This window comes from Pantoea sp. ICBG 985, from assembly GCF_002928365.1.
GTDB classification, from domain to species: domain Bacteria; phylum Pseudomonadota; class Gammaproteobacteria; order Enterobacterales; family Enterobacteriaceae; genus Pantoea; species Pantoea dispersa.
Genome location: NZ_POWM01000010.1, coordinates 18,490 through 36,937, shown reverse-complemented (window position 1 = coordinate 36,937; position 18,448 = coordinate 18,490). Strand labels below are relative to the sequence as shown.

Here is an 18,448-nt window from a genome sequence, read left to right as displayed (position 1 = left end):
CAAGATTTTTTAGACAAAACTGGAACTGAAAAAATGTAAATAAAATAAGGAGACATATGGATAGAATAGTAACTAATACAATAATAATGGATACAGGGGAGAGATGTTGCATAATCACTGATAAAGTTTCAAAAGTGCCACTTTATTATCCATGTTTATATATATCATCAGAATTAAGAAAGAAGAACGAATCTATTTCAACTATTGAGCTACATTCAGCGAGTATAGCTTTGTTTTACAGGTTTTTAAATTTTAAGAAGATAGATATAGAGGCAAGGATCAGAGCAGCAGAGTTTCTTAATCTTCAAGAGATTGATGGACTAAAAGAATTTATAACTAAGAGAATGAAAAAAGAGAAGGTTGCAAGTCTTGATAGTGGGTGCAAGGTTAATAGTAATACTCAGTACTTCAGATTAACAGCAATTATTAAATATCTTGAATGGTTATGTGACTTTTTCACAGTGAGTTATAAAAGAGATCACAAGCTTATCGAAAAGTTCATTGCGAAATTGAAAAGTCATAGACCTAAGATCAGATTCAGGAACCAAGATTCAGCAAAAGATAGAAACCTCAATCAAAATCAAATTAATATTTTGTTTGAGATTTTGAAAATAGGTTCAGAAATGAATCCATTTAATTCTGATGTTCAAAGGCGAAATAGACTAATGATACTGATTCTTTATAACTTGGGATTGAGGGCAGGAGAGCTACTAAACATCAAAATCGAAGATATTGATATAGGTTCTCAGACAATTTTTATAAACAGAAGAGCTGATGATCCTCATGACTCAAGGATTAAACAACCGCTCGTTAAAACATTAAGTAGAAAGTTGTCTATATCTGATGACTTAAGTCAGGAAATTTCCAATTATATTAAAGTCGAAAGAAGAAAGCACAGAATGAAAAAGGATAATGGTTATCTTTTTATTTGTCATAAAAAGGGAAATACCTTTGGAGAACCATTATCTATTCAGGCATATCATAAAATCATTAATGCCCTAAGGATTTCTTGCCCGGAACTTTCCAGAATGACAGGGCATAAATTAAGACACACCTGGAATTATGAATTTTCTTCAAAGATGGACCGCATGGAGAGTCCACCAAATCAATATGAGCAAGAACAAATGAGGTCTTTACTCATGGGCTGGAAAGAGGGTTCGGGGACTGCTTCTACTTATAACAGAAGATTCACCGAAAACAAGGCCGCAGAGTTAGCTCTGAATATGCAGAAAGATATGATTAATAGAGGAGGTGTTTAATGTTAAAAGTAGATGTTGTTAGTGAAGATAATGAGAGCGCTTATGAAGCTAAAACGAAAGGTTATTACTTTTCTCTAAATGATGAGGCATGGAGGCTAAGCCGAAATGTGACGGTAAATGTTAAAATGGTTAAGGATGTAATTGATAGAGAATTAATGGAAGGATACTTAAAGGTGCTTAAATATCTGGCTTGTGAGTTAAGTCCTGCTTCAGTTAAATTAATAAATAATAATTTCAGGAGGTTTATTGTAAAGGTAGAGCCAAAGCGAGTTGATGAGTTTTCCCTTGTGAGGTTTAGAGGATCTGATGGCAAGAACAATAATATTATGTCATCGGTAAGGATACTCATAAAAAAATGGTATGAATTGGGCTACTCTGGAATAGATGAAGATGCATATGATTTCTTGTGTAAATTGATAATCCCTGACAATAAAAAAGGAGAAGTCGTAAGAAGAAGAGATCAAGTTAAAGGCCCATTTACTGATATCGAATTACAATCTTTTCTTGAAGCTTGCTATAGAGCATATGATAAGGGAAACATAGATATTACTCAATTAGCAATGGCTTTGCTGATAAGCGCAACTGGAAGAAGGCCACTACAGATTTCACAGATGAAGGTATCTGATATAAGAAGATTAAAAGTAAATGAGAACAGCTATTCTTATGTTATTAGCATCCCAAGGATAAAGCAAGGCTTGGGATTCAGAGAAGCTTTTAAAAACTTTCAGGTGACAAAAGAATTGTACGATTTACTCCGTAAGCAGTGTGATTTGAGCATCGAAAAAACTCGTAGCACACTTAAAAGAGAGCTAACTGATAAAGAACTTGTAAATTTACCGCTATTTATATCAATGCAAAAGTTAGAAAGCTTCAAAATCAATAACGAACTGAGAGAAATATTTGTATCGGATAAAGCTCACGAATACTCTGTGAAGATAAATAAGACACTTACTTTTATTGCTAAAACAGAAAATATTATTTCGGAAAGAACTTATGAAAGATTAAATGTAAACCCTCGACGATTTCGTTATACGGTTGGCACAAGAGCTGCGAGAGAAGGTGCCAGCGAATTAGTCATTGCAGAACTATTAGATCACTCCACAACTCAATATACGGGGGTGTATGTTGAGTTTAATGCTGATCATGTTGCAAGAATTGATGAAGCAGTGGGAAACCAAATGCAAAAATATGCTGGTTTTTTCCAAGGTAAAATTCAGGGTGATAATTCAATAAAGAAAAATGAATTAGCAATAAGGGATTCATCAGGGGAGGTCACTGGAGCATGCGGTGGTTGTAAATCATGTCAGGCTAATGTTCCAGTCCCTTGTTATACCTGCCATCACTTTCGACCATTTATTGATGCACCACATATAGAACTACGAGATTATTTATTAAAAAAAAGAGAAAGAATCATGACTGATACTAATGATGAAACTATGAGTAAAACATTAGACAGAACAATAATGGCTGTAGAAGAAGTAGTAAAAAAATGTGAGACTTTAAAATTACAAAGGAGCAATAGATATGAATGAAAGTGATATAATTAATTTTAGGAATAGAACAGAAATCTTAGCAGAGAAAAACCTTAAAGAATTTATTCAAAATTGCAAAGAACAACTAAGTGGAAATCTATTTGATAACAAATGGGAGAGTAATCATTGGAAGAAAATATTTAAATTTTCTAAATTTAAGATAAAGAATGTTAAGTTGGACTCGTTCAGTAAGGCAGAAGATCTTGATTACTCTTACATTGGGTTTTGCAAATCATATGTGGCATATAATTTTTGCTCTAATATTAGAGGGTTCGATAAACTAACTTTTCCCATTGTGCTTAGGTTGATTGAAAAAAATCTTTTAGCCTTCACTGGGTCTGGTGACATAAAATCACTAAATCCAGTAATTCTCGATGAATGCTTGTCAGACATTAACGAAAACTACACTAAAGGAGTTGCATATAGTTGTGGTAAATTTATGGAGAGATTGGTTGCTTTCCTGAATGAGAAAGAATTCCTTAATTGTGGATTAATGAAGTGGAGTAGTTACATCAGACCACCTGAATCAAGGCTTTCAATCTCTGATAATGCAGACAATGCCAGATTAGCGAAACTGCCTAATGAAAGAGCATTACGAGCAATTGGTGAGATCTTTTCAATGCATGATTATGACCTTCACGAAAGAGACCTGTTTGTTACTTCAGTGTTTGCGTTGCTGATGTGTGCACCCAGTCGTATAACTGAAATATTATCACTTAGAGCTGATTGTGAAATTGTTGAGAAGAACAGTGAAGGAAAGGAATGCTATGGCCTGAGATTCTATTCATTGAAAGGTTTTGGGGCAAACATTAAGTGGATACCTGAAATTATGGTTCCTACTGCCAAACTTGCAATTAAGAGATTGCTAAAGTTATCTGAAAATTCAAGAGCAAGAAGTAAGATATTTGAGGAGGAGATGAAAAAAGAAGGATGCGGAGAAATCTGGTTTGATAAGGAAAAGGATGTTCGCTTTAGTAATGCTCTTTGTGCTCTATTCAACAATCAGCTCAGCATGAAACGTCAAACTGGTAATGATTTGTTTAAGATAACGAATACCTTCTTCTCAAAAGAGTTAGGCTATTCAAAAATCAGTAAGCATAAGAATTTTTTTGAAAGGCATGGTTATCACGATGAGGATAATGAACCATTATTTCTCAGAACTCATCAAGCAAGACACTTACTCAACACTCTCGCCCAAAGAGGGGGCCTCGGAGAACTGGATATAGCAAAGTGGTCAGGTAGAGTGTCCATTACCCAGAACAGAGTTTACAACCACATCACTGAAGATGAAATGATTGAAAAAGTGAAAGCTCTGGGGATTAATCAAAATAACATAATTCCCTGCGATAGTGATGTGAATGAGAACTTTGAAATTTCAACTATTCATGAATTAAAAAATAAGTTAGAGCATGGTGCTGTTCATGCTACTGAGTATGGATATTGTGTACATGATTATGCTTTTGCTCCCTGTAGCAAATACTTTGATTGTATCAACTGTAGTGAGCAGGTATGTGTCAAAGGGGAGAAGCAGAAACTCGAAAGGCTCAGGTCCTTACTTGATACGACCGAAGACCTCGTTGATAAGGCTAAAGAAGCTATCAGTGAAGAGGAACTTGGAGCTGACAAGTGGTATCAGCATCAAACCAAGACACTTGAAAGAGTGAAGGGGATAATTGCATTGATGGAAAACCCCGAACTGCCTGATGGTTCGCTTGTAAGAACGCATGGGGACGATTTTTCACACCTGTCTCGTGTTTTAGAAATGAAAAAGGATGACAGTATTATTATAAACAACAAGGAGAAAATTAATGGCAAAACACCTAACCAATAAAGATCTACAAATAATTATAAATTGTATTGCAGGTTGGCAAGGTTCAAAGCAGGGTAAGTTTACCTGGGAAAACCTTTGTGACTCTGTTACTGAGCTTCTGGGAAAGAGACCGACAAGACAATCCCTTAGTCAGCATAAAGAGATAGTAAGAGCTTTTGAACTTCAAAAGAAAAACATAAAATCTGGAGTATCTGAAGTTAAGAGACCTGCAAATCTCAACATTGCTTCACAGCAGATAAAAAATTTGCAGTTGAAAAATGAATCTCTCAAAGAAGAAGTCAGAGTTTTAAAACAGCAATTTGTGATATGGCAATATAATGCTCACAAACATGGAATTAAAGAACACCAACTCAACGCACCCTTAATGTCAGTTGATAGAGAAAGGAGTGAAGATTAGATTTAATTGATGTAAATAATTGAATTTTAAGGAGTAATATTGCACTTTAAAGTTAAGTAACTTTTATTGATTACCGTGTTGTCATTTCGTTATTATGTTGTTAAAGGCAATTTAAAGAGGGCATGAGTTTTGACGGTAGCGAAGGATAGTTCAACTGATGATATTGTGCATGGTAATGACCTTAGGGGTATGGATGATTTTTATGTTCGAACAACTGAATTTTTATGCCCCTATCTGAAGTGCAGAATAAAAGCGACACCTTGCAGTTACAGATCCGAGAATGTTAATCAATCGTATTTCAAATATACTGGCGAGCATAAGTCAGGTTGTGGCATACATGATGAAAAAAAACGCAACCGAAACAACTCTAATGATGAAAAAACACATAACTCTCCTCCAGCTCCATTCATTTCAATCCTTCGTCTGGAAAATGACGAAAGGATTCACAGAGAAAAAAACGATAATAGGACCAGAAAAGTAAATGATGAAGAAGATGTTGTAAGAGAACATCCTGTTTCGTCTTCAAGTATTAAACCAATAGTTGATTACTATCTTTCAGGAGTTAACAATAACGAGTTCCTTTCAATACCGCCCTATGAAAAAAGGACTTATAATGAGACATTTCAGAAGTTAAAATATAAACCAGATGTTAAGTATTTTAAGCCCGCAATATATTTTGGTGCACTACAATCTAATCTTACTTTAGATCCTAATGCAGATGAGTATGAGATTGTTTTTCTTGCTCGCAAAAAAGGAACAAAAGAAGCCTTTAAGCTTAAAGTTGATGCATCAAACTGGAACTCAAGCCAGAAAGATGTTTTCTTCAAAGAGTATGAAAAGCAAAGAGAGAAAGCTGAGAGGTACAGGAAATCCCTTTTTGATAAAAACACAAATTCCTATAAAAAAGCTAATAAGTTTCTAACTGTTTTCTTTTTTGGTTTTCCTGATGATAAAGAACCACTGTTGCTACATACAAATCATTTCAAATTGGTTTATGTTTCTTTCATCGATGATGTTAAAGATACTTTCAATACGAGTAATGAAATTTCGATTGTCTCACAAACAAACTTATACGAACTGACTGCGAATGAGACAAATATATCGGATTTTGAAGCTAATGATGTTAGCTATGTTGACTCTGACTATCTAAATTCAGCATCGTTCCTGCCTGAGCCTGAGCCTGAGCCTGAGCCTGAGCCTGAGCCTGAGCCTGAGCCTGAGCCTGAGCCTGAGCCTGAGCCTGAGCCTGAGCCTGAGCCTGAGCCTGAGCCTGAGCCTGAGCCTGAGCCTGAGGCAGAAGAACCCAAATCGCGCGGAGGATTTTTAAATGGTTTGAAAGCTATTATTGAAAAGTTTCGACGATAGTATAGCTATTGATTTTTAGTTCATATGCGTTATAAGTAACATGTCAAGGATGACAACTTAGCAAGGATGCTTATTATGGATAAATTACAAAGATATTTGCCTGACCAAAGGTTTTTGATTCTTCTTAATCGATTTATCATACGATACGATGAGTCACAATGTAGTAAAAATAAAGTTGTTAAAGATGCCTATCTTTTCTGTGTGGGTTACTTCTTTAAATATCAGCAAGATTACGAAAATCCTTATCTAAGAGGGCCCAGCAATATTATTGCTATTTTGAGTTCGGCTTTACTTAGTCCAAACTTCTATTCAATACCTTCGAACATTAGTCTTGATCGTGTTTTATATTTCTATAAGTTCATTATTGAATACATAATATGGAATGAGTATGAAGTTGAGGCTATATTCAGATCTCAGAAGCTAAGTTTTAGAAAAGAGATTCCCTATGAAATTAAAAACCCAACTTCTTGTAAGAAAAAGAGGTTGTAATAACTTTTCATCACTTAATCCCAAGTTAATAACTTCTTCAGCAATGGCTTTTCAACTTTCTCAAAGGGCAGTCAAAAAGGCCATTTTTTTAAGCATTTACAGATCCTCACTCACTTGTCCTGCTTCCTGCTTCCTGCTTCCTGCTTCCTGCTCAACCCTCAACCCTGAACCCTGAACCCTGAACCCTCAACCCTCAATCCTGAACCGTGCTGTCATAAGCTTACCAACTAAGTAAGTATTCTAACTATTTCTTAGTGTTACTAATGAGTGCTTTTCAAGTTGCACTTTTTAAGAACATGTCAATAAAATGCTGATAAAAACATCACTAGCATGATCTAAGCTCTGGGTTTTCTTATAAAGATAGGGGATTGTTCTTTTAAGATTTTAAATTAACAAAGAGTATGGCTTTTTACCGCTAGGGTTATTGACGAGTAAATCATTAATGTTGTTTATTGGAGTGGTATCGATACACAGACACAACTTTACAAACCTAACTGAACAAGCAAGAGGGTATCACTATGATCAAGTTCTCTACTCTGTCTCAGCGCATTTCTGCTATCACTGAAGAAAATGCTATGTATACCAAAGGTCAGGTTATCGTCCTTAGCTGATAACGTATGACAAAGGCCGCATCTCGTATGCGGCCTTACTTTTTTTGGAGCACACCATGTCACTAACGAATGTTAAACCCCTCATTAAAGAATCTCATCACATCATCCTCGCAGATGATGGAGATATTTGTATTGGAGAAATCCCAGGAGTATCTCAGGTCATCAATGACCCTCCTTCCTGGGTAAGACCAGCTCTTGCCAAAATGGATGGTAAAAGGACAGTTCCCCGGATTTTTAAAGAACTGGTTAGTGAGGGTGTCCAGATTGAAAGTGAACTTCTGGAAGGATTGGTTGCTGGCCTGGCGGAAAGGAAGCTCCTTCAGGACAACTCCTTCTTCTCAAAAGTGCTGTCTGGCGAGGAAGTAGAAAGGTACAACAGGCAAATCCTTCAGTTCTCCCTGATTGATGCTGATAACCAACATCCTTTCGTGTATCAGGAACGGCTAAAGCAAAGTAAGGTAGCCATCTTCGGGATGGGAGGATGGGGCACATGGTGTGCACTTCAACTGGCTATGTCAGGTATAGGCACCTTAAGACTCATTGATGGGGATGATGTCGAGTTGTCAAACATCAACCGGCAGGTGTTGTATCGCACAGATGATGTAGGCAAGAACAAAGTTGATGCTGCCAAAGATACGATCCTTGCCTATAACGAAAACGTGAATGTGGAGACATTCTTTGAGTTCGCTTCTCCCGACAGAACAAGACTTGAAGAACTCATTGGTGACAGCACCTTCATCATCCTTGCTTGGGCAGCACTGGGTTACTATCGTAAGGACACTGCTGAAGAAATCATCCATAGCATAGCTAAAGACAAAGCCATCCCTGTTATTGAGCTGGGTGGTGATCCTTTAGAGATCTCTGTTGGTCCCATCTACCTCAATGATGGTGTTCATAGTGGATTCGATGAAGTTAAGAACTCTGTTAAGGATAAGTATTACGACAGCAATTCAGGCATTAGAAAGTTTCAGGAAGCCCGTCTGAAGCACTCGTTCATAGATGGTGATAGAAAGGTAAATGCCTGGCAAAGTGCTCCCTCACTATCAATCATGGCAGGTATCGTTACCGATCAGGTTGTCAAAACCATAACTGGATACGATAAACCACACCTTGTAGGAAAAAAATTCATTCTTTCATTGCAGGATTTCAAGTCCCGCGAAGAAGAGATTTTTTAAATGAGCATTGATAGTATTACATTTAACGACAAAGGTTATCTTACCAAAAACATACAATCTCAATTCGCTTCAAAAATTTATGAGATTATGGAGTCGTCACAAGATTCATCTGAGGACTCATGGACTTATATATACAAAAATTCCTTAGAACAAAAAGATCTCTCATTCTTAACTCCGGCAGATGAGATTGAAAAGAGTTTCAATTCATGTTTTGCGGATTTTTGCGATAATAAATTCAGTTTCTTCTTCAGAAGACTCTCCAATGAAGTGAAAGATAATGTTGCTTTAAGTGAAGCTTCAGCAATTGCTTATCACTTTTGTAATTCCGATGAGTTTAAGGATCTGATTGCGAACTTAACCGGAAGGAGGATAGGAAATACCGACCTTTTCTATATCAATCGTTTTGATAAAGGCCATTTTCTCAACACACATACGGATTCAGGTAACAATGTCGGGGTAGCCTTGAATATTACTCAAAATTGGGACCCGAACTTTGGTGGTTTAACACATATACTTGATCAGGATAGAAAGAAGGTTGTTGATACATTGACCCCAGGTTTTGCTGAGTTGTTTCTTTTTGATACATCAGAGAAACAGGTTCCTCATTTCGTATCGATGGTTACAGCTAATCAGAAAAGCAGGCGAATGTCTGTAATAGCAAGGTATGGGAAGGCTTAGATTAATGACTAAAAGTTCTTTATGGCTTACGATGTTAATGGCTTTAATATGGGGAACTTCATTTCCTGTTTCAAAAATTGCGATTAATGTGATAGGGCCTTATGCATTCCGAATGGCTGGTTCTCTTGTTTCATGTGGTATTATTTTTTTGATATTCAACAAAAGTATCCGTGAAAGCATTAAAACCCTTAACTTTGATGAATTTTTAAGAATCGCAATAATTGCGGTGCCAAATGTTTTCCTGGTTCCAACACTCAATAGCATCGCACTTCACTTCACCTCTGTTACGAATGCGACAATCCTTGTTTACACAATGCCTTGCTTTACCTCGATTATCCTGATGGGTTTAGCAAGAAAGCTGAACTTACTCTCCCTGTTCTCACTCCTTCTTTGTTTTTCGGGGATCTTCTTGATACTTAAAGAAGTGCATGTTGGGTTGGGTGAGATTGTAATTCTGTGTAGTGCCATTTTCTGGGCTATAGGAGCTGTCGTTTCTCAAAAGATAGTGACTGTTACTCCATTCAAGGCGAGGCTATTTTGGCAGATATTAGTTTCAACTATTCTGGTTTCCATTACTTATCCTTTCTTCCAATCAGGTCCATTATTACAACCTCTTGTCACTGCTTTCACTAATACTGAGTGTCTTCTTTGTGTTCTCTATCTCGGTATTGTAGGTAATGCACTGGTATACTTCATCTGGTTTTATCTCATTCAGAACGAGAGTGCAGAATTCGCAAGCTATGCGACTCTGCTATCACCCGTTATAACAGTAATTATCGCTTCGACATTCCTCAATGAACAACCCTCAAGCAAGCAAGTAATTGGTTTTAGCTTGATTTTAGTTAGTGCTCTTTTGGTGAACGTAGTTAGACCATACTTAAGCAGAAAAGCCTAACTTGGTATTTTAATATATATACGGGATTTTGGATGCTACTTATAGTAAAATAATTAAAATTAAGCTATTTCAAAAAAATGAGAGGTTGAAAAGTTCATGGGTGATACGAAAAATTTAAGAGTAAAATATAATAATGAATGGCCTAATTCTTTTTTATTTCCTTCTGAATTAATGCTTAGAGAAAAAATGGAGGAAGCTGATTTAAAGCAAGTCTTTTCTCCTGCTCTATTAAAAGATTCAACAGACCAAGGTTTTCACTCGCTTCTGGGTAATTTTCTTGAGAGTCTTGACCAGTTGCCCTATAGGCCTGATGCATCCTTTGACTCTATCTGGAAAACTCTGGATGCCGAGTTTTTTCGCTTAATGGACGAAGTAAACTCTAAAAGTAATATGTCTCGCTTCGATTGTTTTGTAAGTTATGTGATTGAAAACGAAAATACGTGCAAAGAATTTTACTCAATTGCTGAGGTTATCCCATTACAGACATGTGAATATGTTGCTAAAAGGATAATTACCAATAGTATTTCATTGGGAAATCATTCAGATATGTTTTTGAAAAGAATCAAGAAATCCTTAGGGGAGGATTTATATACTGCAATAATTGAAAAATACAATTCTAACTGGGAAGGCAATTCCGCAAGTGTTCAGAGAAAGGCAGGCATGTTGATAAGGAAACTAATTGTTGGGGAAGAAATTAATATTAATAATGTGAATTATGAATTAGATAAGAGGCAAGTCGCCGATTTTCTTATATCAGTAATAATGACACAATTTAGAAACGAACGCTTTCATGGCACAACATTTCCTCCTTTTAGAAGCAGTGTTGCAACCATGAAAACCTATGCTCATTGCTATTACATATTTCATCTTGCATATGCATTATTACTTGAGGTTTTTTTATACAGAGAATTTGGTGTTATTGATCAACAATCGACCTCTGATGCTATAAAAGAAAATAGGCGCCTCTTTTTATTAGTTTTTGATAAGTTTTTGATGAGCTAGTTTTATTCTAATTGTGGGGATTTCATTTGTTAGATTAAAACACAATTTTCAAATTGTGTTTTAATCTTAAATAAAAATTCATACCATAGGCATTAATCTCGTCCTAATTTCTTAACCTCCTTATATAAGTTTATCAGGTGTTCAATAGTCAAATCTAAAATTGGTTCGTACATAAATGAATTTAAATGAATATTTGAACTAACTGTTATACTTACTTTTTCAATTGTTTTATTTTCAATTCGAGATGGAACAAGATTTTTAAACTCTTTGGCTAAATTACCAAATTGATTTGCTTTTTGACACCAATAATCGGGTTGATTTATAAGTAAACGAATCTGGTCTGTAAGAAAACTTTCAGTTTTTAATCTAATAGCTATTGAAAGTAGAACTTTGTCTTCAAGGTTAAGACCATCATGTTCATTCTTAGCACAAATACTATCAGCATTATAAAAAAGAATATCAATGATTTTTCGATCATCTGTAATGGGGTGTGTCGTGTTAAAAGTTAAATTATAAATTTTAAAGTAATCAGATATAGTAATTTGTAATGTATCGCTTTTCCAATGTAATAAACTCGTCAGTAATAGATACTCAGGATCAGATGTGGTTTTTGTGTATTCTAATAAGTTTCGAGTAAATGGTATTGTTGCACACAAGATGCTTTCATTTTTTAATATGTTATCCTTCCATTTCCCAATAAAGTAATTTTTAATTCCTTCCGCTTTTGTTAAAGCTAATGCTGTCGCATTTCTGTTTGCCATCAAGCATCGTTCACGATGAACAAAGTTATTAGCTAATGTACGAAAAAAATCAAAGTTATGAGTTAAAATAATTTGGTAAAAGTTATCATTTAAGCTCAAGTCTTCTAAATACTGTATTATTGCATGTTTATTTTTATAATCAAACGAATCAGCAACATCATCAATAATAAATAACGTTTTTAAATTCTCCTGCTTTCTGTATTCAACATCAAATATGAAGTTTAATAGATATAATGCGCGTTTTTCTCCCTGGCTAAGATTTTTAATTTCTCCCCTAGTGCATGTGGAAATATCTTCTCCATCCTTGAAGGCAAATCTAAGCTTGGCATTTTCCTGACCTAAAGAGGCTTGTTGTTGATTTTCTATAAATAGCGTGAATGGCATATCAACGAACCTATCGTTGAAAAGTGTTACAGCATTCTGCCAACGAGGTGCTATCTCATTTGCTTCATTTTCAATAAGCTCTAATTCGGGCTTTTCTTCATCATATTTTTTTAGGAAATTCACTGCCTCTTCGCTACTACTAATGTAGAAGATCCACAATTTCTTTTTAAAACTATCTAAATTTTCAGGTTTAATGTTTTCCAGAAATGCATCAAATTCTTCTACAGGAAGTTTTTCAATGAAATCAATTAGTGATTGAGTTTGAGCGTTCTTAGACAGGCTAGTTCTTATTCTTTTGAGTATCTTATCTTCATCTATTTTTGCATGTATTTCTTCAAGCTTAGCATCTAATCCTTTTTTATCAATTGAATTGCTCTCTCCTCTTAAATGAATTTTGTGTCCACTTGCAAAAAAACCTTGCTTATCTAATGTAGTAAATGAGTTTTCTGCTTTTATAGGGTTGAAAATGCCTTTTTGATAAATTGTTCCTGTTTGCTCAAAAAGCTCTTGATATCGCTCATTGAACTCATTTGCTTTAGATATAAAATCTTGGCTTTTTAATATCTCAACAGCTTTTTGATCAAATAAAACAGAGTATTTATACTCTTTTAGGAATGGTCTTTGGTCAGATGATAATGCAGTTGCAATACAAGATACAAATGAATTGGATTCAAAGTCTTTTTTTAATGTAGCTTCAATGTCAGCCTTTTTAACTCCTGACTGTTTATTTAATGATATCAAAACTTTGTTTTTTAGTTCTTCTAAGTCTACAATTATTTTATCATATCGGGATTTTACATCAGGGTTAACAAGAATGTTCGTTATTGATGAACTTTCTGAGTTGATATCAATTTCAGATTTTAGAACATAAATATGGTTCGGAGTAACAGAGTCATTATCTACTTTAATATCACAGAGACTTGGCCTTTGGAATCTTTCTTCGCAAGGTAATTCGCTGTTAGCTAACTTTTCAAAAGTTCTCGTAAATGAGGTTTTCATCAGTCCATTCGGGGCATAGATCGCATAACTGTTATTTATTCCGTCCTGATTGAAATGAAATAAATGTTCTAGTTTCTTAATACCATAGCAGTTTTGTAGTCTTAAATTTAATCTATTCATGTCATTACCAGAGAGAGTTTGTTAATTGATAATTTTGTGTTTGATTCTTCTTGTTGCTCTGGAGTTGCTAAATTTTAAATTATTGTGTATCTAATTATATTTATACTGAAACTAACTCCGAGATTTTTATTGCTACTATTGTTAAAGAGTCTTGATTAGTATCAAGACCGCTCCGTGATGCCAATAATGGGCTAACATTTCGCAATGCTTCGTATGAGGTATCGTGCACTATTGGGATAAGCTGATTACCTGCAAGCAGTGCTGATAACTCTTTGTCTGCAACACCTTCATTAGGTAGTCTCTTTAAAAGAGCCGGGGTAACCAATACAATTCCTATTCGGGAATTTGCTAAACCTTTATCAATAGCCCTCATCATTGGAACTCCAAGACCAAGGTCTTTTTCACTGAACCAAACTTTTACACCAGCATCAACGAGTAGATCATGAAGCTCTTTTGCTACTCCTTGTCGATCATCCCATGCATGGCATAAAAATACGTCGCGGAGGTCAGGCATTACTTCTGCTTTTTTTTCAACTGTTTCTCTTATTGGTGTCAAAGAAAGCACTTGAGCCGAAGTATAAGATACAGACGAATTGCTATTAGACCAGCGAGGGCGAGAACTGTTTCCGCTTCTGTTATTGCTTTTAGTGGATGATGCAGGAGAACTACTGTAAGGATTAGGAGAATATGATCGTGAACCGTATGTGCTATAGCTACTACTACATGCTGGACAGGATGCTCTACCGCTCGCTGTCCGATGACCTTTAGATGGGGCTGTACATCTTGACATTACAATCTCCTTTGTGTTGTAACAGTTTTTTGGAGGGGCTACTTTTATCTATTTAAAATCAGTATGTCATTATCCTAAAATGATTTAGAGAAAAAATTAATACTTGAACCCAAATATTTTCTCTAAAGATTAATTATCAGTATGTTGCTGATAAGGTGTTGAGGTGATTTAATTATTTGCAGAATTTCTATCTACATTTCTTGCACTGACTTTGATTAGTTACTCCTCCATCTTTTGTCCTGTAACCAAAAATGCTCATAAGCTCTTGTTCAGTACTTGCTTTGATCCCACATTTTGGGCATTTGTGAGGTAAAGAAATTTTTCCAGGCATTTTTCTTCCTTAATTTTACTAATATAAGAGGATTGTATTCGGGTCAATGCTAGTTCTTTTTTTCTTTGAAAAAGGAAATTTCGATATGTTTTCATAAGAAACATTCATCATATCGGATAGGGTAAGCTTTTCTTTAGTATTTTTTTAGAAAAAAAGACCAGCCTTTATGCTGGCCTTATGTAGTTTATTGATTCTATTAGATATTTTATTTATCGATTGATGATTTTATCGAAAATGTGCATCCATCGCTTAAGTTGTAGTTCCGTATCTCGGATACCTTCTTGTGAGTTGAAGTCGCCTTTCTGTGGAAAAAACATAACTCGCCACTCCGGGTTTTGCACATCATCTACAGCGATGTAAAAACCTGATTCACGAAAATCATGTGTGCGGTCAAGTTCTCTATTTAAGCCTGTTCTTTGTCTTGTAGTAGACAAATTGTATCGCCACTCCTTGACCGCTGAGAAGGGATAGGTCTTTTGTTTATTCTCTTCCTTGAGATGAATCAGTCCTCTGTGCTGGTCGAGTTTCATTGAAGTAGGGCCAAATTCATGGCTCCACATCCCGTCCTGCTCGCCAAAATGGTCCTTGGTGCTGGCATTCCACTTCTTAATTCGGAATTTTTTATAAGCAAACATCAAGAGCATGATGCTTGTAAAAACCCAAATTAAAGCAAGTTGCACTAATCCTCTCATACCCAAGAAGTAGAAGATGACAATTGGCAGAGCGATGGCAATCCATACTCGTTTCATCATTAGGAAATTAGGCTGCTTAACTTCAGTCATTGTTGTCATAGAACCATCCAGTATTGTTTCGTTGGATTCAGAGCGCACGCATCCATCAGCTTATTTTGCCGATAAATCAGTGAGCTATATCGCTTCGTTTGAAGTTACATTACGGCCATTAATGAGTTTCTAGCAAATCATTTGTACCGATCGATCAGATCTTTTTGATAGCTCTAAACTATCATGATAGTGAAATTGATCTGTAAAAACGATCGATCGGTTTTCCCTATCAATATGATTATTAATAAGAATAGATAGCGCATTTGACTTAATGTGTAGTTTTAAGCTACTGATAACTAGCAGGTTTAAGAGGCATCAAATGGAAAATCTTTTTTTCCCAGTGGTGCTTTCCATGATGATTGCGAGTGGTTCTTTATCTCCAAGGTTTTGGGTGGGGGTAACGAAGTGGATAGGTTTCATCTTGATTGACGGCTTGAGAATGCTCAGACCCGTTGCTTTCAAGGCTTGGATAATCTGCTTCAGGTATGGCACCCATAGTAGCCAGCGAACCCTGCCGTTCTGTTTGATATTCGGCTCCTCAATATGTGGAATAGCAGGGGAGTGGAACATTGGCTCGTCGTCTATGTTCGCCAGTCTTTCCACTGCTACTAACTCCTCCTCAGGCAAGTCTGTATCAGCTAACACCTGAGGTTCGACAGCAGGGGTTAGGGTAACCTTCTGGCTCAGACTCGACCATGAGTAGGCTTTACCTAACTGGGAGGCTTTGAAGGCGATTCCTGCATACTCAAATGAGAAACCATTCATTTTACCCGTTGAAGCAATGCTCGCTTTGGCTGTTATCTTTAGCTTGCTGAGTTCATAAACAAAATCGTCAATTGTGATGGTGCCATAGAGACTGAGCACCGCCTCAATTGCTTCCTGGATGATTTTCTTTGGTGCTTTGTTGCCTGTCCTTGCTTCCATCATTTCTTCATTCCTGTCAGTTTTCCTGACTTTGGGTGTTGAAGAAGGAGATGGACCTTTTGTTCGTGTGAGCTGATGATCCCGCTCAAGCTCTTGAATGATTCTGGTGCTGATGAGGTTCTCATTTCTGCCGAGGTAGAGCTGGCCATCAGGTATACGGATGCGAGAAGCAATTATATGTATGTGCTGGCCGGCCTCGTCATCATGCAGGACATAGCAACGGAGATGAGTATCGCTGAAGCCCATTCGCTTCATATAGTAGTCAGCAACAAGCTTCCACTGCTCATTACTGATTGAATCTCCTACAGGAAGGCGAAGAGAGTTGTGCCAGACAGGTTTCTGCACATCTGGGCGGAGCTTCTGTGTTCGCATGAACTCAACAGTCACCTCATCGACAGATAAGCCAATCATGTTACCGCCGATTATTACAGGAGCTGTTTTGTGATGAGATGCTGGGGCAAGTGCATATGAGACAACACCTCTGAAGCACCTACCCCTGCGGATTTTTTGCATTCCTTTCACGAGCGGAAAATCACTTATCGAGTGAGAGCAGGGCATCTCTCACATGAGATAGCTTCAGCCTGAGAGTATCGACTTCATTACTCAAAGGCTGAACATCTGATCCGCGACGAATAAGAAATGAAGTGAGGTTATTCAACTTTTGCAGAGAAGCCGTCAGTTGATGCCAGGCTTCTTTGTTCACCTCTGGAACTGAGGGAGGCAATTGCTTGAGAGCTGAAGATCTCAGCCAACAGCTCCTGCTTAGCTGTCCTCTTAACTGGTTTAGTTTGCTCAGCTCAACCTCATTTAATCTGACAGTCACAGAGTATCTGCGAAGACGATTAGGCGGTAGCTTCTTTGCGATAGGATCATTGGTAAACGAACAAGGAAACTCATCATCGAAAATTATATTTATTTTTTCCATATTAACTCCTTTTGATATTTAGTCTTAATAGCAAATCCGTATGCTATATGTAATAAATACCATAAAGATCAATAGTGTCAATGGTTTGGCTTTTGCTTGTGAGGTGGCTTTGATCTTTCTTTTTCAACCGAAGGGCAGAAAAAGCAAGGCAACTGAGCTTCGCTCAGTTAGCCCTTGCTTGGTTAATTAACTTGACTAATTAAAAGAGCGTGATATTAAAGTTATAATTAATTAAATAGGAGGTTTTAATGGAAATAAATAATGCTAGTCGTGATGCCGATAATTGGATGTCTGTTGGGGTGGTTTTGACCGCAACTAAAATTCTGGTCAGCTTTCCAAATCATAGGGTTTGTTCAAAATATAAAGTTTCGATAGAAGGCTTAGATGGAATGAAAAGAGATTATTTATTTTATCCAGACGATAAAGTTGTAGATTTTATAGGTAAAAAGATAACCTATGTGTATAAAAGATTCGATGACGAGAGTATTTGCGACATCCTGCATATCTATAATTAATTACCAGGCTTATTTTCGTTGTTTTCTTTCCCATTTGAAAGTTCATCACTTTTGGGGAAATTAATAGTAAGCAAGAGCTTTTGAAACTCAATAAGAATCAAACTATGTAATTCATCATTGATTTCATCATTAGGAATAATTTCCAAATCTGGGTTGGTTGTTAAATTAATTACCAAGTTTTCAGAATTAGCTTTTTTATTTATTTGAGTTTCAGACTGTTTGTTTTTTTCTTCACATTCAAAGAAAGCCGAACCATAACTTAAGTGAAAGTTTGGCAAAAAACTATCTGAAGAAGTATCTAATATCAAAAATATACTTTCCTTTTGATTAAAATTCTTCGACGAATTATCTATGATCGCTATGATTCTGAATGGTCCGGTAATATTCATTATTAATCCTTGATTTAAAGTTTTTAACAGGGGCAGACTATTTTTAGAGAGGAATTATTGTATATACCTCCAGTCTTGAAAACAATAATGTTCGATAAATCGCTCGCTATCAATTATTCCTAAAGCAAAATCATCATATTTGCACAGAAAAACTTAACCTGCTTTGCTTGAGCATTAAGGGCAACTTTAGAACATCTCGCCATTTTTCTCAATAACCACAGAATTATGTAGTGACTGTTGACATGTGGACCATACATCTTCCGCTGGTTTCTCAGACATTAGATTGATTCTTCA

At 36.2% G+C, this 18,448-nt stretch carries 18 protein-coding genes; 12 read left to right on the top strand and 6 right to left on the bottom strand.

The window, feature by feature from the left end:
• Nucleotides 1-56: 56 nt before the first annotated feature.
• The 11 genes from C1Y42_RS21985 to C1Y42_RS21935 all read left to right on the top strand — a co-directional run bounded on the left by C1Y42_RS21985 (nucleotide 57) and on the right by C1Y42_RS21935 (nucleotide 11,234).
• Complete coding sequence (locus C1Y42_RS21985; RefSeq protein WP_104094355.1) at nucleotides 57-1,259, top strand: site-specific integrase; 1,203 nt, start codon at nucleotides 57-59, stop codon at nucleotides 1,257-1,259.
• Nucleotides 1,259-2,791, top strand: coding sequence for a site-specific integrase (locus C1Y42_RS21980; protein ID WP_104094354.1), 1,533 nt, complete (start codon nucleotides 1,259-1,261; stop codon nucleotides 2,789-2,791). Before C1Y42_RS21985 ends, C1Y42_RS21980 begins: the two co-directional genes overlap by 1 nt.
• Nucleotides 2,784-4,622, top strand: a complete 1,839-nt coding sequence (locus tag C1Y42_RS21975; protein WP_104094353.1) for an integrase — start codon at nucleotides 2,784-2,786, stop codon at nucleotides 4,620-4,622. The genes C1Y42_RS21980 and C1Y42_RS21975 overlap by 8 nt, the downstream gene beginning before the upstream one ends.
• On the top strand, nucleotides 4,600-5,019 hold the full coding sequence (locus C1Y42_RS21970) for a hypothetical protein (RefSeq protein ID WP_104094352.1): 420 nt from the start codon (nucleotides 4,600-4,602) through the stop codon (nucleotides 5,017-5,019). The genes C1Y42_RS21975 and C1Y42_RS21970 overlap by 23 nt, the downstream gene beginning before the upstream one ends.
• A 129-nt stretch (nucleotides 5,020-5,148) precedes the next feature.
• Complete coding sequence (locus C1Y42_RS23770) at nucleotides 5,149-6,384, top strand: hypothetical protein (protein WP_146068818.1); 1,236 nt, start codon at nucleotides 5,149-5,151, stop codon at nucleotides 6,382-6,384.
• 75 nt (nucleotides 6,385-6,459) lie between these two features.
• Complete coding sequence (locus C1Y42_RS21960; RefSeq protein ID WP_104094351.1) at nucleotides 6,460-6,873, top strand: hypothetical protein; 414 nt, start codon at nucleotides 6,460-6,462, stop codon at nucleotides 6,871-6,873.
• A gap of 518 nt (nucleotides 6,874-7,391) precedes the next feature.
• Nucleotides 7,392-7,484 carry a pantocin A family RiPP gene (locus tag C1Y42_RS21955; protein ID WP_012770338.1) on the top strand — a complete coding sequence of 31 codons (93 nt, stop codon included), beginning with the start codon at nucleotides 7,392-7,394 and terminating at the stop codon, nucleotides 7,482-7,484.
• Between the two features lie 56 nt (nucleotides 7,485-7,540).
• Nucleotides 7,541-8,659, top strand: a complete 1,119-nt coding sequence (locus tag C1Y42_RS21950; RefSeq protein WP_104094350.1) for a ThiF family adenylyltransferase — start codon at nucleotides 7,541-7,543, stop codon at nucleotides 8,657-8,659.
• Nucleotides 8,660-9,337, top strand: a complete 678-nt coding sequence (locus C1Y42_RS21945) for a 2OG-Fe(II) oxygenase family protein (protein WP_104094349.1) — start codon at nucleotides 8,660-8,662, stop codon at nucleotides 9,335-9,337.
• Between the two features lie 4 nt (nucleotides 9,338-9,341).
• Complete coding sequence (locus C1Y42_RS21940; RefSeq protein ID WP_233210745.1) at nucleotides 9,342-10,232, top strand: DMT family transporter; 891 nt, start codon at nucleotides 9,342-9,344, stop codon at nucleotides 10,230-10,232.
• Between the two features lie 96 nt (nucleotides 10,233-10,328).
• Nucleotides 10,329-11,234: a hypothetical protein gene (locus C1Y42_RS21935; RefSeq protein WP_146068817.1), complete on the top strand. Its 906-nt coding sequence runs from the start codon at nucleotides 10,329-10,331 to the stop codon at nucleotides 11,232-11,234.
• A 92-nt stretch (nucleotides 11,235-11,326) separates the two neighbouring features.
• Here C1Y42_RS21935 and C1Y42_RS21930 read toward each other — a convergent pair whose 3' ends face one another.
• From C1Y42_RS21930 to C1Y42_RS21910, 5 genes are all read right to left on the bottom strand, one after another.
• Nucleotides 11,327-13,378, bottom strand: coding sequence for a hypothetical protein (locus C1Y42_RS21930; protein WP_146068816.1), 2,052 nt, complete (start codon nucleotides 13,376-13,378; stop codon nucleotides 11,327-11,329).
• A gap of 220 nt (nucleotides 13,379-13,598) precedes the next feature.
• Complete coding sequence (locus C1Y42_RS21925) at nucleotides 13,599-14,288, bottom strand: toll/interleukin-1 receptor domain-containing protein (protein ID WP_104094345.1); 690 nt, start codon at nucleotides 14,286-14,288, stop codon at nucleotides 13,599-13,601.
• Between the two features lie 540 nt (nucleotides 14,289-14,828).
• Complete coding sequence (locus C1Y42_RS21920; RefSeq protein ID WP_104094344.1) at nucleotides 14,829-15,410, bottom strand: DUF4755 domain-containing protein; 582 nt, start codon at nucleotides 15,408-15,410, stop codon at nucleotides 14,829-14,831.
• 306 nt (nucleotides 15,411-15,716) lie between these two features.
• The gene (locus C1Y42_RS21915; protein ID WP_104094343.1) at nucleotides 15,717-16,838 is read right to left on the bottom strand and encodes a relaxase/mobilization nuclease domain-containing protein; all 1,122 of its coding nucleotides are present in this window, start codon (nucleotides 16,836-16,838) and stop codon (nucleotides 15,717-15,719) included.
• 19 nt (nucleotides 16,839-16,857) lie between these two features.
• Nucleotides 16,858-17,250: a hypothetical protein gene (locus C1Y42_RS21910; protein WP_104094342.1), complete on the bottom strand. Its 393-nt coding sequence runs from the start codon at nucleotides 17,248-17,250 to the stop codon at nucleotides 16,858-16,860.
• A gap of 248 nt (nucleotides 17,251-17,498) precedes the next feature.
• On the opposite strand from C1Y42_RS21910, the gene C1Y42_RS23500 reads away from it, so the two are divergent.
• A complete protein-coding gene (locus C1Y42_RS23500; RefSeq protein WP_146068815.1) occupies nucleotides 17,499-17,765 on the top strand; it encodes a hypothetical protein in 267 nt (88 codons plus the stop codon).
• On the opposite strand, the gene C1Y42_RS21905 is transcribed toward C1Y42_RS23500, so the two are convergent.
• Entirely contained in the window at nucleotides 17,762-18,154 is a 393-nt protein-coding gene (locus C1Y42_RS21905) for a hypothetical protein (protein ID WP_104094341.1), read from the bottom strand. The two genes, C1Y42_RS23500 and C1Y42_RS21905, sit on opposite strands and share 4 nt — an antisense overlap.
• Nucleotides 18,155-18,448 lie beyond the last annotated feature (294 nt).